This is a genomic window from Empedobacter sp. R132-2 (assembly GCF_030324375.1).
Lineage (GTDB): Bacteria > Bacteroidota > Bacteroidia > Flavobacteriales > Weeksellaceae > Empedobacter > Empedobacter falsenii_B.
Map to the genome: position 1 here is coordinate 52,183 of NZ_JACAGG010000008.1, position 18,393 is coordinate 70,575.

The 18,393-nt window shown below is 31.9% G+C and carries 14 protein-coding genes; 10 read left to right on the forward strand and 4 right to left on the reverse strand.

All coding sequences use genetic code 11. The features are described from left to right. From HXZ69_RS06185 to HXZ69_RS06195, 3 genes are all read left to right on the forward strand, one after another. On the forward strand, positions 1–822 hold the full coding sequence (locus tag HXZ69_RS06185) for a GLPGLI family protein (RefSeq protein WP_185144170.1): 822 nt from the start codon (positions 1–3) through the stop codon (positions 820–822). Next, positions 819–3,446, forward strand: a complete 2,628-nt coding sequence (locus HXZ69_RS06190) for a carboxypeptidase regulatory-like domain-containing protein (RefSeq protein ID WP_286495362.1) — start codon at positions 819–821, stop codon at positions 3,444–3,446. Before HXZ69_RS06185 ends, HXZ69_RS06190 begins: the two co-directional genes overlap by 4 nt. 143 nt (positions 3,447–3,589) lie before the next feature. Then, positions 3,590–5,854: an NADP-dependent malic enzyme gene (locus HXZ69_RS06195; RefSeq protein WP_286495363.1), complete on the forward strand. Its 2,265-nt coding sequence runs from the start codon at positions 3,590–3,592 to the stop codon at positions 5,852–5,854. 157 nt (positions 5,855–6,011) lie between these two features. Here HXZ69_RS06195 and dnaK read toward each other — a convergent pair whose 3' ends face one another. Beyond that, positions 6,012–7,913 carry a molecular chaperone DnaK gene (gene dnaK, locus HXZ69_RS06200; protein ID WP_114999032.1) on the reverse strand — a complete coding sequence of 634 codons (1,902 nt, stop codon included), beginning with the start codon at positions 7,911–7,913 and terminating at the stop codon, positions 6,012–6,014. A 380-nt stretch (positions 7,914–8,293) separates the two neighbouring features. Beyond that, a complete protein-coding gene (locus tag HXZ69_RS06205; RefSeq protein ID WP_286495374.1) occupies positions 8,294–8,620 on the reverse strand; it encodes a tRNA-binding protein in 327 nt (108 codons plus the stop codon). A 615-nt stretch (positions 8,621–9,235) separates the two neighbouring features. Here HXZ69_RS06205 and HXZ69_RS06210 point away from each other — a divergent pair. The 6 genes from HXZ69_RS06210 to ftsY all read left to right on the forward strand — a co-directional run bounded on the left by HXZ69_RS06210 (position 9,236) and on the right by ftsY (position 14,441). Beyond that, positions 9,236–10,879, forward strand: coding sequence for a M1 family metallopeptidase (locus tag HXZ69_RS06210; protein WP_286495364.1), 1,644 nt, complete (start codon positions 9,236–9,238; stop codon positions 10,877–10,879). Between the two features lie 142 nt (positions 10,880–11,021). Further along, positions 11,022–12,677, forward strand: coding sequence for an apolipoprotein N-acyltransferase (lnt, locus tag HXZ69_RS06215; RefSeq protein ID WP_221853927.1), 1,656 nt, complete (start codon positions 11,022–11,024; stop codon positions 12,675–12,677). A gap of 82 nt (positions 12,678–12,759) precedes the next feature. Further along, positions 12,760–12,996 (forward strand): 50S ribosomal protein L28, encoded by a 237-nt coding sequence (gene rpmB / locus HXZ69_RS06220; protein ID WP_038337064.1) that lies wholly within the window; start codon positions 12,760–12,762, stop codon positions 12,994–12,996. A gap of 11 nt (positions 12,997–13,007) precedes the next feature. Further along, a complete protein-coding gene (gene rpmG / locus HXZ69_RS06225) occupies positions 13,008–13,190 on the forward strand; it encodes a 50S ribosomal protein L33 (protein ID WP_286495365.1) in 183 nt (60 codons plus the stop codon). Between the two features lie 14 nt (positions 13,191–13,204). Then, the gene (locus tag HXZ69_RS06230) at positions 13,205–13,354 is read left to right on the forward strand and encodes a DUF4295 domain-containing protein (RefSeq protein WP_084106961.1); all 150 of its coding nucleotides are present in this window, start codon (positions 13,205–13,207) and stop codon (positions 13,352–13,354) included. 124 nt (positions 13,355–13,478) lie between these two features. Next, positions 13,479–14,441 (forward strand): signal recognition particle-docking protein FtsY, encoded by a 963-nt coding sequence (ftsY, locus tag HXZ69_RS06235; protein ID WP_114999036.1) that lies wholly within the window; start codon positions 13,479–13,481, stop codon positions 14,439–14,441. Positions 14,442–14,509: 68 nt separating this feature from the next. Here the strand turns inward: ftsY and HXZ69_RS06240 are convergent, their stop codons facing one another. Continuing rightward, positions 14,510–14,944 (reverse strand): hypothetical protein, encoded by a 435-nt coding sequence (locus HXZ69_RS06240; protein WP_147279960.1) that lies wholly within the window; start codon positions 14,942–14,944, stop codon positions 14,510–14,512. A 115-nt stretch (positions 14,945–15,059) separates the two neighbouring features. On the opposite strand from HXZ69_RS06240, the gene HXZ69_RS06245 reads away from it, so the two are divergent. Beyond that, positions 15,060–17,150, forward strand: coding sequence for an outer membrane beta-barrel protein (locus HXZ69_RS06245; RefSeq protein ID WP_286495366.1), 2,091 nt, complete (start codon positions 15,060–15,062; stop codon positions 17,148–17,150). A gap of 128 nt (positions 17,151–17,278) precedes the next feature. Here HXZ69_RS06245 and HXZ69_RS06250 read toward each other — a convergent pair whose 3' ends face one another. Further along, positions 17,279–18,340: an acyl-CoA reductase gene (locus HXZ69_RS06250; RefSeq protein ID WP_286495367.1), complete on the reverse strand. Its 1,062-nt coding sequence runs from the start codon at positions 18,338–18,340 to the stop codon at positions 17,279–17,281. Between the last annotated feature and the right edge of the window lie 53 nt (positions 18,341–18,393).

Consider the following 18,393-nt stretch of genomic DNA (forward strand, 5'->3'; position numbering starts at 1 on the left):
ATGAAAAAAATATTCATATTATTTATTTTATCCTCTTTTTTTATTCAAGCACAAACATATAAAGTTGTATATGACGTGAAATTTGTAACTGATTCTGTAAAAAAAGAAGTAAAATATGAAGAAATGGATTTGTATATTGCAAAAGATAGTACAATTTATATAAGTCCAAAAAAGGTAAACTACGATAATTATCTTCAAGGATTAAATGCTAAAAATACTCAAGAATTTATAACAAATAACACACTAAATATAGCTGCTATAAAAGAAAAATACCCATCCCCAATCATTAATCATACTATAATAAGAAATAATGGAACAAATAAAATATTAAGTAAAGTAAATAGAAATATTTACCTATTAAATCAGCCTATTGAGGAAATAAATTGGAAAATAGAAAATGAGCAAAAAACTCAGCTGGATTTAATTATAAAAAAAGCAACAACAACATATTTAGGGCGAAAATGGACAGCTTGGTACACAGAAGAAATACCAAACAGTGTTGGTCCATACAAATTTGGAGGATTACCAGGGCTTATTTTAGAAATCTATGATGACAATAATTATTTCCATTTTTCTGCAATTGAGATTAATCAAAATAATACAAAACCTGATTTAACAAAAGATTTTACAAAATCAAAAAAAGTGAATTTAGAGGATTACAAAAAAATATATGAAAATAGGGGAGTTGAAATTATACAAAACTTAAAAAGTCTTAATATAACAAGCTCTAATATTTCACCAGCTGAAATGGAAAAAAAGATAGATAATAAATTAAAAAGCGAAAATGTTTTTTTAGAAAAAAGTAATCATATTAATTTTTGAAAGCCCAATTAACACTATTATTTGCTTTATTTTTTCACTTTATTTTTGCACAACTTACCATTTCTGGTGTTGTAAAAAATGAGGAAGGAAAACCTATATCTGGTGCTAACGTTACCATTTCTCCAAGTACTTCGGAAGAAACCTTGGCGTATTTTATTACAAAATCGGACGGTAAATATTCTATCAAAATAGATAATCCATCGCACGAAACCTATGAAATTAAGGTTCGTGCGATGAATTATGCTTTTACTTCAGATTTGGTAAATGAATCGTCTACAAACTTTGATTTCACTTTACAAGAAAAAGCTATCGAGTTAAAAGAAGTTAAATTAAAAGAATCTCCAATTCGCAAAAAAGGCGACACAATTGCCTATGATGTCAGTAATTTTAAAGATATAAAAGACCGTTCTATAGCAGATGTGATCAAAAAAATGCCTGGAATAGAAATCGAAAATTCTGGTAGAATCTTGTATCAAGGCGAACCAATCAATAAATACTACATCGAAGGAATGGATTTGTTGGGCGGAAAATATGCATTAGCAAACGAAAATCTTTCTGCAGACGCTGTGGATAAAGTACAAATTTTAGAGAATCATCAACCGATCAAGATTTTAGACAGTTTGGTTTATAGCTCTAAAGCCGCATTAAATATCAAATTAAAAAGCAAAATTACCTATTCTGGTAAAGCAGAAGTTGGTCTTGGCGCTTCACCATTGTTGTATCAGGCGAATATTACACCAATGTTGTTCACAAAAAAGCAACAAATGATAGGTTCTTATCAAGGAAATAATCGTGGAAATGATGTTTCTCGTCAATTAAAAACCTTAAGTCTTGAAGATTTTTTAAATGACTCTGAAAAATTTTCGAACGAAAGTTGGTTATCAATTGCAGGTGTACAAACTCCCAATTTTGATGGCGAACGTTGGTTAGATAATGCAATAAATATTGGTTCTTGGAATCATCTTTTTAAATTAAAAAAAGAGCTAGATTTACGAATTAACTTGTCTTATCACAACGATTTTCAAAAGCGATTCGGAGAAACAAACACACAATATTTTTTACCAACAGGTGATATATTTCTCAACGAAATCAAAAAAAATTATTTGCAAATAGAAAGTCTTAATCTAAAAGCAACATTATCTCAAAATAGTTCTAAAAATTATCTTGAAAATGTCTTGGAATTTAAAGGAGACTGGAACAGTTCGAGAGGAGATCTCAATCAAAATAATAATTTTATTACACAACGATTAACACAACCAAATCGGCAGTTTACCAATCAGTTTAATACAATCAAGAAAGTTGGTAAACAATTAATTACGTTGCGTTCTGTTATTGCATACAGAAATTATAACGAGAATTTAAGTGTTTCTCCTGGAGTTTTTACTGATTTTATAAACAACGGAAATGATTATCAAAATGTGTTTCAACAAATTAATTTTGAGAAATTTTCGACAAATAATTTCGCTGAATTTTCAAAAGGAATAAAAGCTTTAACGCTACAATCAAAAATTGGAATTAAGTACACCAATCATACAATGAAAAGTGATTTGTTAGCAGATAATCAACCAATAAATTCTACTTTTACTAACAATACACGCTGGTCAACTTTAAATCCGTATGTAGAAAATAACTTTTCGTACAGAAAGAATCGACTTAATTTTTCTTTTGGAATTCCTTTTCAGTGGTATAATTTAGAGAATAATTCTTTCGGAAATAAAACTTCATACAATCGTTTTTACATCGAACCAAAATTTAATATAGGTTTAGAATTTTCAAAATTCTGGAAAGTATCAACCTCGCATAATTTCTCTAATGATTTGGGGAGTTTAACACGTTTGCACGAAGGATTTATATTGTATCGATACAATTCTATTCAACAAAATGACGGAAATTTTAACGAAGTAAAAAAATGGATTTCTTCTTTACGTTTCGAGTATAAAAATCCGATAAAATCTAGGTTTATCAATTTTGGATATTCGTACAATTGGTCAGAAAATAACTTAATCTACAATTACAGCTATAATGCGGATGCAAGTACAGTTTTAGAAGCTTTGAACTTAAAAAATCATCAAAAAACACATTCTGTTAATGCTAAAATAAGTCAATATTTTTCTAAAATTAAGACAACATTTAATTTAGCTGGAGGTTATAATTTTAGAACCTACGATCAATTATTAAATGATGATTTAATCGAAATTCACAATACCATTTTAACTTCTAATTTTGATGCATCTTTCAGATTATTAAGTTGGATGACTTTTGAATATAAATACGGTTTAACAAATTATAAAAATAAGTTTTCAAAGGAATCTGAATCACGTTCAATCACCAATCAAATCCACCAAATAGGATTACATTTTTTTCCTGTAGATCAGCATTATATAAAACTTAATTTTGATTTGTATGTTAATGATGATTCAAGATTAAATCCAAATTCAACTTTCGGAGATTTAATGTATCGTTATTCATTAAAAAAGAAGAAAATAGATTTTGAATTGTCTGCTTATAATCTTTTTAATGAAAAATATTTTTCTCAAAACAGTTTTTCTTCCAATTATGAACAACGATTTATCTATAAGTTGAGACCAACTCAAGTTATGTTTACCACTCGATTTAATTTTTAATTTATCAACCTCATAATTATTAACTTCAAAATTGTATAACTCGATAATTTATTTTAATAAAATATCAAAATCTAACATCTGTCATAAGTGGGTTGAATATATTTTACCTAAATTTATTTTGAAAAAATATAAACCACAGAGAAATGAATGACAATCGTAAGAAAGATGCATTGAATTACCATTCAATGGGTCAACCAGGAAAGATTGCAGTAGTGCCTACAAAACCTACGAATACACAACGTGATTTATCGCTTGCTTATTCACCAGGTGTTGCGGAGCCTTGTTTAGAGATTGAAAAAGATCCAGAAAATGCTTATAAGTACACAGCAAAAGGAAATCTGGTTGCAGTTATTAGTAACGGTACAGCCGTTTTAGGCTTGGGAGATATTGGTGCGGTAGCTTCAAAACCGGTGATGGAAGGTAAAGGTCTTCTATTCAAAATTTTTGCTGATATTGATGTTTTCGATATCGAATTGGATACAAAAAATGTTGATGAATTTATCAATACGGTAAAAGCTTTAGAGCCTACTTTTGGAGGAATTAATTTAGAGGATATTAAAGCGCCTGAGTGTTTCGAAATTGAGAAACGTTTGAAAGCTGAAATGAATATCCCAGTTATGCACGACGATCAACACGGAACAGCTATTATTTCTGGTGCAGCGTTGATTAATGCATGTGAATTACAAGGAAAAAATATTTCTAAAGTTAAAATTGTAGTAAACGGAGCTGGTGCTGCGGCAATTTCGTGTACAGGAATGTATATTTCTGTTGGTGCAACGAAAGAAAATATCGTGATGTTAGACAGTAAAGGCGTAATCCGTTCTGACCGTGATAATCTTGATCCTTCTAAAGCAGAATGGGCAACAGATCGTGATATTTCGACATTGGCAGATGCTGTTAAAGATGCAGATGTTTTTATCGGTTTATCGGCTGCAGATGTTTTATCAGCAGATATGTTGAATACAATGGCAGAAAATCCAATTGTGTTAGCAATGGCAAATCCAAATCCAGAGATTGCGTACGATTTAGCAGTTGCGACGCGTCAAGATATTATTATGGGAACTGGGCGTTCTGATTATCCAAACCAGGTGAATAATGTACTTGGGTTTCCGTATATTTTTAGAGGAGCGTTAGATGTTCGTTCGACGACAATTAATGAGGAAATGAAAATTGCTGCTGTTCGAGCAATTGCAGAATTAGCAAAAGAACCAGTTCCTGAAGTTGTGACGCAAGCATACAATAATCATTCGATCAAATTTGGAAAAGATTATATTATTCCAAAACCTAATGATCCACGTTTGTTACCAGAAGTTTCGGCTGCGGTTGCAAAAGCGGCGATCGAAACTGGTGTTGCTAAAAATATCATTACAGATTTAGAAGAATACAAATTGTCATTGATTAAGCGAATCGGAAAAGAAAGTACGATTATGCGTAATTTGACACAAACGGCAAAATCAAATCCAAAACGTGTTGTTTTTGCTGAAGGAGATCGTTTCGAAATTCTTCGTGCAGCGCAAATTGTAAAGGAAGAAAAAATCGCTATTCCAATTATTTTAGGAAAGAAAAATAAAATTCAACAAATGATCAAAGAGTATATGTTGGATTTGGAAGATGTAGAAATTGTAGACACGAATGCTGAAGAAGATTCCGATCGTTACAACGAATTTGTAGAATTTATCTACAATAAACGTCAACGAAAAGGAATTTCTAAATCAGATGTAAAAAAATTATTGAGAGATCGTAATTATTTTGGTTCATGCATGGTTGAGTTTGGTTATGCAGATGCAATGATTTCGGGAATGACGAAAAACTATTCGCAAGCGATTCGTCCAGCTTTAGAATTAATTGGAGCGGAACAAGGTCAAAAAGTTGCGAGTATGTATATGATGTTGACAGAAAAAGGACCAGTTTTCTTAGGTGATACAACGGTTAATTTAGATCCAACTTCAGAGGATTTAGTTAACATTACATTGCAATTTAACGAAACAATTAAGAAGTTTAAAATTGAACCAAAGATTGCATTATTGTCTTATTCAAACTTCGGATCAAATAAAGGAGAAACGGTTTCTAAAGTTCAGAATGCAGTGAATTATCTACATCAAAATCATCCAGATGTTTTAGTTGATGGTGATATTCAGGCAAATTTTGCAGTGAATAAAGAGAAATTACAAAGTAATTTTCCGTTTTCTAAATTAGCAGGAACGCATGCGAATACATTAGTTTTTCCAAATCTTGAATCAGCGAATATTTCGTATAAATTATTACAAGAATTAGGAAATATAGAAGCGGTTGGACCAATTTTGATCGGAATGAAAAAACCAATTCATTTGTTACAATTGGATAGCACTGTTCGCGAAATTGTGAATATGGTTACCATTGCTGTAATTGATGCACAACAACATCAGTAAAATATAAATTTAGAATTAAAAAAATCCACTTAAATGATTTTAAGTGGATTTTTTGTATTGTATGAAACCGAGATGATTTAAAAAATAAACTATTTATATTAATAAACACAAAAAAGCCTCGCAATGCGAGGCTTTCCTATTGATAAATGAAATTCTATTATTTAACTTCTTCGAAGTCTACGTCTTCAACACCATCATTTTTTGCTTGACCTTGATCAGCTCCTGGTTGCGCTTGTGCACCACTTTCTTGACCTTCGTTCATTGCAGCATAAATTTCTTGTGAAGCAGCATTCCAAGCTGTATTTAATTTTTCCATAGAAGCATCAATTGCAGCAACGTCTTGAGCAGCGTGAGCAGATTTAACCTCAGCTAAAGCTTCTTCAATTGGTTGTTTTTTGTCAGCAGGAATTTTATCTCCGTACTCAGTCAATTGTTTTTCTGTTTGGAAAATTAACGCGTCAGCAGCATTTACTTTTTCAATTTTGTTTTTTGCTTCTTCGTCTTTTGCAGCATTTTCTTGTGCTTCTTTTTTCATTCTTTCGATATCAGCATCAGATAATCCAGATGAAGCTTCAATTTTGATTGATTGCTCTTTTCCTGTTCCTTTATCTTTTGCAGATACACTTAAGATACCATTCGCATCAATATCAAATGTTACTTCGATTTGAGGAACACCTCTTTGTGCTGGTGGAATATCTACTAAGTCAAAACGTCCGATTTCTTTGTTATCGTTGAATAATGGACGCTCTCCTTGACCAATTCTTAATGTTACTGCTGGTTGATTGTCAACTGCAGTTGAGAAAACTTCAGATTTTTTAGTTGGAATTGTTGTATTCGCTTCAATTAATTTTGTGAATACTCCTCCTAAAGTTTCGATACCTAAAGATAATGGTGTAACGTCTAATAATAATACGTCTTTTACATCACCTGTTAAAACACCTCCTTGGATAGCTGCACCAATTGCAACAACCTCGTCTGGATTAACTCCTTTAGATGGTTTTTTACCGAAGAATTTTTCTACTTCTTCTTGGATTTTTGGCATACGTGTAGATCCACCAACTAAGATAACTTCGTCGATATCGTTGATTGATAAACCTGCATCAGATAACGCTTTTTTACAAGGCTCCATAGAACGACGTACTAAATCTTCTGTTAACTGATCAAATTTAGAACGAGTTAAAGTTTCTACTAAGTGTTTTGGTCCTGTTTCGTTAGCTGTAACGTATGGTAAATTAATTTCTGTTTGAGCAGAAGAAGATAATTCGATTTTAGCTTTTTCAGCAGCTTCACGTAAACGTTGTAAAGCCATTGCGTCTTTTTTCAAATCTACACCTTCTTTCGCTTGGAATTCAGAAGCTAACCAGTTGATGATTGCATCATCAAAATCATCACCTCCTAAGTGTGTATCACCGTTTGTAGATAACACTTCGAATACACCGTCACCTAATTCTAGGATAGATACGTCAAAAGTACCACCACCTAAATCGTAAACAACGATTTTTTTATCTGAGTTTGCTTTGTCTAATCCGTAAGCTAATGCAGCAGCAGTAGGCTCGTTGATAATACGTTCTACTTTAAGACCTGCAATTTCACCAGCTTCTTTAGTTGCTTGACGTTGAGCATCGTTAAAATAAGCTGGTACAGTAATTACCGCTCTTGATACTTCTTGTCCTAAATAATCTTCAGCAGTTTTTTTCATTTTTTGTAAAATCATTGCTGAGATTTCTTGTGGAGTATAGTTACGTCCATCAATATCAACTGCTGGCGTATCATTGTTTCCTTTTACAACTGAATAAGGAACACGACCGATTTCATCTGCATCATTATTAAATTTAGTTCCCATGAAACGTTTAATAGAATAAATCGTTTTCTTTGGGTTTGTTACAGCTTGACGTTTTGCTGAATCACCAACTTTAATTTCCCCTCCTTCTACGAATGCTACGATAGATGGAGTAGTTCTTTTACCTTCTGCATTTGGAATTACAACTGGCTCACTACCTTCCATTACAGAAACACAAGAGTTCGTTGTACCTAAGTCGATTCCGATTATTTTGCTCATATTGTTTAGTTATTTTTTATATTATTAATGATTTATTTTAAACTTTTACACATCATCAAAAATGATGCTACACCAGAATAGTCAATCTTTGTGCCAACATAAAAAAAATGACATCCAATAGATTTTAGATGTCAGGTTGTCAGATTATGATTAATGATTTGATTATTTATCGATAAAAAAGTCAGTTTATTGGTTGATAAAATGTCAGCGTTAAGTTATATACTTAAACTCAAACTTTATCTCAGTCTTAGTCTCAATCTCAATCTATGTTGTGAGAAAATAATAATTGTTTTAAAAGTTTGTTTACTCATCAGTTTTAATCAAACTCAAATTTTATCTCAGCCTTAACCTCAGTCTTAGTCTTAGTCTTAGTCTCAATATTACCCAATCTTACTTCCGTTTTCTACTTTTCGTTCGGGATTCAAGAGAATAACATCATTATTATTTCCATAAACGCCCATCACGAGACATTCGCTCATAAAAGTGGCAATTTGTTTTTTCGGAAAGTTAACCACAGCCATTATTTGTTTTCCAATCAATTCTTCTTTGTTATAAAGCGATGTAATTTGTGCCGAACTTTTCTTGATTCCTAACGGACCAAAATCAATTTCTAACTGATAAGCAGGATTTCTTGCTTTCGGAAAATTATTTGCACTGATAATTGTACCAATTCTCATATCTAATTTTTCGAAATCTTGCCAAGAAATTGTTTCAGTATTATTTTCAGGTTTTGGTTCTTCTTTTGGTTTATTTTCTTTATCGTAAATCGTTTGCAGAATTTTTTCTAAATCAGTTTTTTCATCTGCATATTTCGTTTTCATGTCATCGGGCATTCTGTTGTAATACGTCAATGCTTTTTCGCCAAACTGCTTGATGTAAAAATCGGTCAATGGTGGAACATTTGGAAATCGTTTATGAAAAATCATTTCTGTATATGCTTGCCATTCGCGTTCTTCTCGCAATTCAATTTGATTTTCACCCGAACGCTGAAAAACATGTACCATTTCGTGCATCAAAACATTAGAAAGTAATACTAAATCAAAATCTAAGATATTGCGTGGAACACGAATCGTAATTCCAGTTTTTTCTTCGCCTTCTGCAGTCAATAAAAAACCTTTCGGATCGATTTCTTCTCGAAACGTAAAACCTGTAAAAGCACTATGTTTTAATTTTAATTCATCTAAAATTTCGTACAATGCTTCAACGATTAAATGATTATTTTTTAAATAATTTATTCTTTCTTTAAATTTTTCTGTAATCATAGTTTTTTGGCTTATTTATCAAATATATAATCTTATTTTTGATATGTTTTAAAAATGACTATGAAGAAATTAGTACTATTACTTGGCTTGATCTCGATAACAACAAATGCACAAGTACTTAATAACAAACAAGAGTTTACGCGACAAGATTCGCTTCGCGGGACGAATAATGAATTCCGAAATTGGTGGGATGTCAAACATTATAAAGTAAGTGTAGAGCCAGATTATCAGTCAAAATCGATAAAAGGAAAAACTACAATTACCTTTGATAAAACTGCTCCTCAACAATCAGATTTATTGCAAATCGATTTACAAGATCCGATGATGGTTTCGGCTGTAAAATTGAATGGAAAGAAAATCTCTGATTTCAAACGTGATGGAAATGTTTATTTTATTAATGTCGGAAAAATTATCAAGAATACTTCAAATCAATTAGAATTAGAATATAACGGAAATCCTCGTGTTGCAGTGAGAGCACCTTGGGACGGCGGTTGGATTTTTGCAAAAGATGAAAAAGGTCGCGATTGGATGTCTGTTGCGGTACAAGGTTTGGGCGCAAGTGCTTGGTTTCCGAACAAAGATTATTTAGGCGATGAGCCAGATAATGGAATGGAATTGGAAATTATTACGCCAAAAAATTTAGTTGGAGTTGGTAATGGACGATTAGTTTCTAAAAAAGAGAAAAATGGTAAAACAATTTCTACATGGAAAGTTGTCAATCCAATCAATAATTATAACATTATTCCATATATCGGACATTATGTCAATTTCAAAGATACTTTTGAAGGTGAAAAAGGTAAATTGGATTTAGATTATTATGTGTTAGATTATAATATTGATAAAGCGAAATCGCAGTTTGAACAAGCAAAATTGATGTTGAAAAGTTTCGAACATTGGTTTGGACCTTATCCATTTTACGAAGATTCTTTCAAGATTGTTGAAGCACCGCATTTGGGAATGGAACATCAATCTGGAATTGCGTACGGAAATAAATTTGAGAATGGTTATTTAGGTCGTGATTTATCAGGTTCTGGTTGGGGGTTAAAATGGGATTTTATCATCGTTCATGAAGCTGGTCACGAATGGTTCGGAAATAATATTACCGAAAAAGATGTGGCAGATATGTGGATTCACGAAGCGTTTACGGCTTATTCGGAAACTTTGTTCACAGAAACTTATCATGGAAAAGATGCGGCAAACGAATATGTGCGTGGAACGAGAAAGGCAATTCAAAATGATATTCCAATTATCGGCGTGTATGGCGTAAACCAAGAGGGTAGTGGCGATATGTACTATAAAGGTGCAAATATGATTCATACGTTGAGAACGTGGATGAATAATGATGAAAAATTCAGACAGATGTTGCGTGGATTAAACAAAGAATTTTATCATCAAACTGTAACTACAGAGCAAATCGAAAATTATATTGCGAAGTTTTCTGGTTTAAATCTGAACGCTTTTTTTAATCAATATTTAAGAACAGTGAAAGTACCGACTTTAGAACTTAAACAAAATGGAAATAAAGTAGAATATCGTTATACAAATGTTGTGGATGGATTTGCAATGCCTTTGCGATTGAAAGATTCTGATGTAACCATCAATCCAACGACTAATTGGCAAACAATTAATAACTCAACAATTACAAAAGCGATTGATGTAACAATTAATCCAAATTATTATATCGATACGCATATTATATATTAAAACTGAATGAGATATTGAAACGAGTTCAACATGACAAGGAAAGTCAACCTGAACTTGTTTCATGTTCTCATCCAAAATGATTTATAAAATATTCCAAACAAATATCATCGGTTATTGAATGATGAAATTATAAATTTGTGACATGAAAAAATATATTGCATACGCAATCTTATCAGGATTATTATTAACAGCAGGTTGGCCATCGCATGGTTTTCCATTGTTATTATTTATAGGATTTGTACCCTTGATGTTGGCAGAACATCAAATCACGCAACGCGCAGAATTCAAGAAAAAAGGACGTAAAATTTTCGGACTTTCGTTTTTAGCTTTCTTTATTTGGAATGCGATTGTAATTTGGTGGTTGCATTATGCACAAGAAACGGACGCGAATGGAGATTTGCACAATTCGTGGAGCGCTTATTTGATTCCCGTTGTGGCGAATTCGTTGTTTATGTCAATTGTTTTTCAGTTATATCATTTCGTCAAAACCAAAGCTGGTAATTTATATGGATTGGTTTTTCTTCCTGCGATTTGGATGAGTTTTGACAAACTAACCTTGAATTGGGAGTTGACTTGGCCTTGGTTTAACCTTGGAAATGGTTTTGCAAAATATTACGAATGGGTGCAATGGTACGAATACACAGGAACTTTTGGAGGTGCACTTTGGATTTGGTTAGTTAATATTACGGTATTCTATTATTTGACGGCTTATATTAATAAGAAAGAAATGAGGTATCTAAACAAATTAGGTATTTATGCTGGATTATTAATTGCTGTGCCAATTGGTATTTCTTATATTATTTATGCGAATTACGAAGAAAAGGGAAAAGCACTTGATGTGTTAGTTCTTCAGCCAGATCTTGATCCATACAACGAAAAGTATATGAAAGATGGTTTGCAGATTTATGAAGAATTGAAACAATTGGCACTGAAAAATATTAAACCAAAAACTCAATTTGTTGTTGCACCAGAAACAGCCGTACCTGGATCATCTGCTTTGATTTTTGATAATATGTATGATGATTTAATTATACAAGACATTCAGCAATGGACAAAAACCAAAAAAGATTTACATTTTGTAACAGGAGCATCTATCATGCGAATTTATCCAATGCAATCTTTAGCATCGGAAACGGCTTCTGTTATGAGAGATGGAATTACGTGGTACGACGCTTATAACTCGGCTTTGCAGATAAGTGGAAACGATTCGATAGAAGTTTATCATAAGAGTAAATTAGTACCTGGAGTAGAAATTTTTCCATATCGAAACATTTTAATGCCAATTATTGGAGAATTTATGCTTAACTTTGGCGGCACAACAAAAACGTTGGGGATTCAACCTCATCGTTCTGTTTTCAAGAATAAAACAAACAACGCTACTGTTGCTCCGGTTATATGTTACGAATCTATTTACGGAGACTATACGACAGAATATGTGAGAGAAGGCGCAAATGTTATATTCACAATGACCAACGATTCTTGGTGGGGCTCTACCGATGGTCATCGTCAATTACTATTATATGGTAATTTGAGAGCTATTGAAAATAGACGCGCTATCGTTAGATCTGCAAATTCAGGTATTTCGGCTTTCGTTAATCAGCGAGGAGATATAATGAAGTCTTTACCATATGGAGAGCAGGGTGCCTTAAATGGTACAATTTTAATGAATAGTGAATTAACGTTTTATACAAAATATGGCGATGTAATCGCGAGGATAGCGCTGTTGGTAATGGGAATTATCTTGGCTTATACTCTTGCGCAGAAGTTGTTATATAAACAAAATAAGAAAAAAATATAAAATTAATAACCTAAAGAGTTGTATAAGTAATATATAATTTGTTACTTTGCACTCCGTTTAAAATAGGACAATACAAAATAAGATGTCAAAAATTTGTCAAATTACAGGTAAGAAGAGATTAGTGGGAAACAATGTTTCTCATGCTAATAATAAAACAAAACGCACTTTTGAAGTGAATTTGTTCAAAAAGAGATTTTTTATGCCAGAAACTGGTGAGTGGATTACATTAAGAGTTTCTGCACACGGTTTAAAAACAATCAACAAATTAGGAGTTGATGAGGCTGTTAAACGTGCACGTAAAGAAGGTTTAATCAAATAATTTAAGACACCATGGCAAAAAAAGGAAACAGAGTACAGGTTATTTTAGAATGTACAGAGCATAAAGAAAGTGGTATGCCAGGAATGTCTCGTTATATCACAACTAAAAACAAAAAAAATACTCCAGATCGTATGGAGTTGAAAAAATACAACGCAGTATTGAAAAAGTATACAATTCACAAGGAGATTAAATAATAAAATTTTAGACGATGGCAAAGAAAACGGTAGCAACCCTACAAACTGGGTCTAAAAAAATGACCAAAGTTATCAAAATGGTAAAATCTCCAAAATCTGGAGCTTACGTATTTGTTGAAAAAGTAGTTAACGCTGATGAAGCAGATTCTTTCTTCACGAAATAATCAAATCATCTCCTTAACAAAAAATATTTAAGGTTAATTGAGCTGCCTCGTTTTCAGGGCGGCTTTTTTATTTCCTTATATTTTATGTATCTTCGTACAAAATTTTAAGAAATTTAGCTTATTAATGAGTTGGTTCAAAAAGATATTAGGTAAAGAAAGCAAAGAAAAATTAGATGAAGGATTAGAAAAATCTAAAACTTCTCTATTTGATAAAATCAGTCGCGCTGTAGTAGGTAAATCTAAAGTAGACGATGAGGTTTTAGATGATTTAGAAGAAGTATTGATTTCTTCTGATGTCGGTGTTGAAACAACGATCAAAATTATTCGTCGAATAGAAGAACGTGTAGAACGTGATAAATATGTTTCGACTTCTGAGCTAGATTTAATTCTTCGCGAAGAAATTGCAGGCTTACTTTCCGAAAATAATATCGAAGATACAAATGGTTTTTCGATTCCAAAGAAAGATGTACCATATGTTATTATGGTGGTCGGAGTAAATGGAGTTGGTAAAACAACGACGATTGGTAAATTGGCTTCTCAGTTCAAATCACAAGGACTTAAAGTGGTTCTTGGTGCAGCAGATACATTTCGTGCAGCGGCTGTAGATCAATTAGTAATTTGGTCGGAGCGCGCAGGTGTACCAATTGTAAAACAAGCGATGGGTTCTGATCCTGCTTCGGTTGCATTTGATACCATTCAGTCGGCAGTTGCCCAAAATGCAGATGTTGTTTTGATTGACACAGCAGGACGTTTGCATAACAAAATTAACTTGATGAATGAGTTGACAAAAATAAAACGTGTGATGCAAAAGGTAATTCCAGATGCGCCTCACGAAGTTTTATTAGTGTTAGATGGTTCTACAGGTCAAAATGCTTTTGAACAAGCGAAACAATTTACACAAGCAACAGAAGTTTCTTCTTTAGCGGTTACAAAATTAGATGGAACAGCAAAAGGAGGAGTAGTAATTGGGATTTCAGATCAATTTCAGATTCCAGTTAAATATATTGGTGTTGGTGAAGGAATCAATGATTTACAAGCTTTCAATAAAATGGAGTTTGTCGATTCTTTTTTCAAACGAAATAATTAAGAAATTTAATTCCTATAAAAATATAAATCCTTCAAGTTTTTCTTGAAGGATTTTTTTATGATATAGTTTTAATAAATCACCTTAATATATTCTTTATAAAACTTTTTGTTTTTATTTTCTTTCTTCGAAATGGTTTTTAGAAACTCGTTTAAATATTCTCTAAAAGGAGAATCTTTCGCTAAAGCATCTTGTTTTTTGCTTGTCAAAATCTGAACAGTTCCATACATTTCTTCATCATTTTCTACACTCGATGCAATCAAAGTAAAAGTTTCATTTGATTCATTAATGATATTTTTATTTGACCAAACTAACAACGGTTGATTGTTTTCAGTGTACAAAACATTGTCCCATTTTCCTAACCAATCGTATAGCATTTTTTTCGTAACTAAAGGCGTTTGAAAACTTTCGACACGATATTCTGTCAACGAACGTTCGGCTTGCTCTTGCGCATATAATAAATTGAAACTTGTAAAAAGTGCGATAAAAAGAAATAATTTTTTCAAACTCAAAAATCTTGTTTAGCGTAAAGTTATCAAAAATAATTGCAATTCTTATGTAACTTATTTGTTCTTCATGCGTCATATAAATATACACTAACTCTTAATAGAAGAATTAACCATGAAGAAATTTTTTGTACTTGCTGTTACATTATCAGGAATTTTTGCTTTTGGACAAGATGAAAAGCAGGACTCAACCGACTATAATCCAATCGAAATAAAAGAAGTTTTAGTTCAATCGCAACGCAAAAAAATGTTTGCGGACAAAACAGTTTATACCTTCGATAAAGAAGCGTTGGAAAAAGCGCGTTACGCAAAAGATTTGTTAAATACGTTACCAGAATTACAAGTTGATCCAATTTCGAATACGATACAAAGTACAAAAGGTGGAACGACTTTGTTATTGATTAATGGAATTGAGGCAACAGATAATCAAATTCGTGCTGTGAAACCGCAAGATGTGGTGCGTGTTGAGTATTTTGATATTCCGCCAGCGCGTTATGCAAATCGTGCAGATCAAGTGGTGAATTTGATTACGCGTAATCCAGAAAATGGTTATGTATATGGTGCGGATCTCACTTCGGCGTTTACAACAGGTTTTATAAATGGTTCTGCTTATGCGAATTTTACGAAAGGAAAAAGTAACTTTGGATTAGAGTATAACATTTATCTGAGAGATTATAAAGATCGTACTTCGATGAATATTTATGATTATAACTTAAATAATATTCATTACAGAACAGAAAATCAGCGCAACGAATATTTTGGATATACGGATCAAACAATTGCATTGCGATATACCAATTCGGATTCGGATAAATATGCTTTTCAAGCAAAGTTGGATATGAATATCAGTTCGAGTTTTGCTTATGCGAATGGAACAAGTTTGTTCTATCAAAATAGTTTATTAAACAATCATTCAACCTATAAACATTCTAATTCTAATTATTCAAAACCAACATTAGATCTTTATTATTCGAGAAAATTAGGAAAGAAAGATGAGTTAAGTTTAAATGTAGTTGGATCGATGTATACAACGAAATCGATTGACGAAACGCGCGAATGGGAAACAATTTCTGGTGCTGAACAATATAATTATTTGACAAATTTAGAAGCTGATCAAAAAGGAATTGTAGGAGAAATAGCGTATACACATAGTTTCGAGAAAGGAAAATTAAATTCTGGTTATCGAATTTCGAATAATTCAATTGATAATAAATTAGAAAACTTAAATGGTCCTTCGAATAATAAAGTAAATTATTTAGAACAATATATCTATTCTGAATATTCTGGAAAAGCGAAAAAGTTGTCATATCGTTTGGGTGTTGGATTAACGAATGTTCATAACAAGAATGAAGATACAAACACAGATACGTGGACGTTTACACCAAAATTAGTATTGGGTTATGAATTAGCGAAGAATCAAAATTTACGTTTTTCGAGTTCATACAAACCAACCAGTCCTTGGAATTCGGCATTGAGTAAAAACGTGATTCAGGTTGTAGAAAACATTACACAAGAAGGAAATCCGTATTTAACCATTCAGAAATCGTTTGGAAATAATTTGATTTACTCTTTCAATTCAAAATATTTTGATTTAAATACAAATGCATTTTATCATTATACAAAAGATCCAATTAATCAATTGTATTTGCAAAATATCATAAATGGAAATGTAGAAGGATATAAATTAACCTACGAGAATGCTCAAAATTCGCAACGTTACGGTGTTCAAATTACAGGTTCTATCAAACCTTTTGGAACAGATATTTTAACTGTAAAAGTGAATGTAGCGCCAGCAACAGAACGTTTCAAAACGAAAGATGGTAGAATTTTGAAGAATGATTATATCGGAAATTATTTTGCATTATCATCTGTTTACAAAAACTTTCGTGTAGATTATCAATTTAATATTCCGTATTACACATTAGGCGGAGCTTTGTTGTACACACAAGAAAACATGAACCATGCTTTTGCAAGTTATAAATACAATAATTGGACTTTTTCTACTGGAATGTATTGGATTGGAATGCCGTCGACTTACAAGCAAAAAACGATGGATAAACAATATGTGGATTATTCTCGTGTAGGAAAAATTTGGAACAACAAATCGATGTTTGTCGTTGGTTTGAGTTTTGATTTTGCTACAGGTAAGAAAACAAGTATCAATCGAAAATTAGAAAATGAAACTGCAGGAGCAGCGACATTTTAATAAATAAACAAAAAGAGAATCCTTAGGATTCTCTTTTTGTTTATTTATAATTTGACTGTGATGTTGAAACGAGTTCAACAAGACATATTAATTGTTTTTAATAAGTATAAATTTTAGCTTTCTAATATTTATAACTCCGCCAAAAATTTCAGCGTATCAATATTATCGGCATAATCAGTTAATTTCGGAAATTGAGTTTGCCCAAATTCAACATAATTCGAATTGTCTTTCATATCGTTTCCAACCACGCATTGTATTTGATTCTCATTTTCGATCAAATAATTTTTTACATCATTCACATCTTCATAAACTTCAAAATTTACAACTGCAATAGGAGAATGTAAAGCTGTATCTTTTTTCATTAGAACAAAATTATTGTCTAAAAATTCATCTTTTCCTAACAAAAATATTGCACGATTGTAATCGTAATTATTTGCATATTTAGGATGATTAATCACATCGCCCCATGAAAAAATAGCTTCGAATATTTTTGGTAATTGCGCTTCATCTTTTACATAAAGTTTCGTCACATTTCGGCAACCTAATCCAAAATAAATAAATATGTCGTTACCCAATTTTTTCAACTCTTCATCAGTTTCCGAACCATTTAATACAGCAACTGAAGTTCTATTTTTACGAATAATGTTAGGAACTTTACCAAAATATTGTTCAAAATAGCGTGCCGTATTATTACTTCCAGTTGCAATAACTGCATCAAAATTTTCTAATCGTTCAACAGTTTGAATAATCGATTTGAAATTTTCATCAATCGAATACAAATATTTTATCGCTAATTTGATTAATTTATCATCTTTAGACGAAGTTTTAATCAACGAATTATTTCCAGAAATAACAACAGAAAGTAAATCATGAAAACCAACCAAAGGTAAATTCCCAGCCATGATAATTCCGACATTTTTTTGCGTTTCAGCAAAAGGATAATCTTTCGACCAAGCCAATAAATTTTCTTCCGTTAAAGCTTCTGCCCAACTTTTCAAGGCTAACGTAATATTATCTTTTGTAAACCAATTGTTGTAGGCTTCTGCATCGCTCACTGCATATTCAGCTTCTTCTTTCCAATTCTCGAATTTTTCTGTCAGTTCTGTGTCTTTAATCGAATCATTATTTATAATAAAATTAAAAAACTGCCCCAATTCGTTAAATGCTGAAATCCTTTGTTCAAATGTCATTTTTTCTGAAAATTAAATGTAATTTTGTAGTTGCAAATGTAGGAAATAAAAAA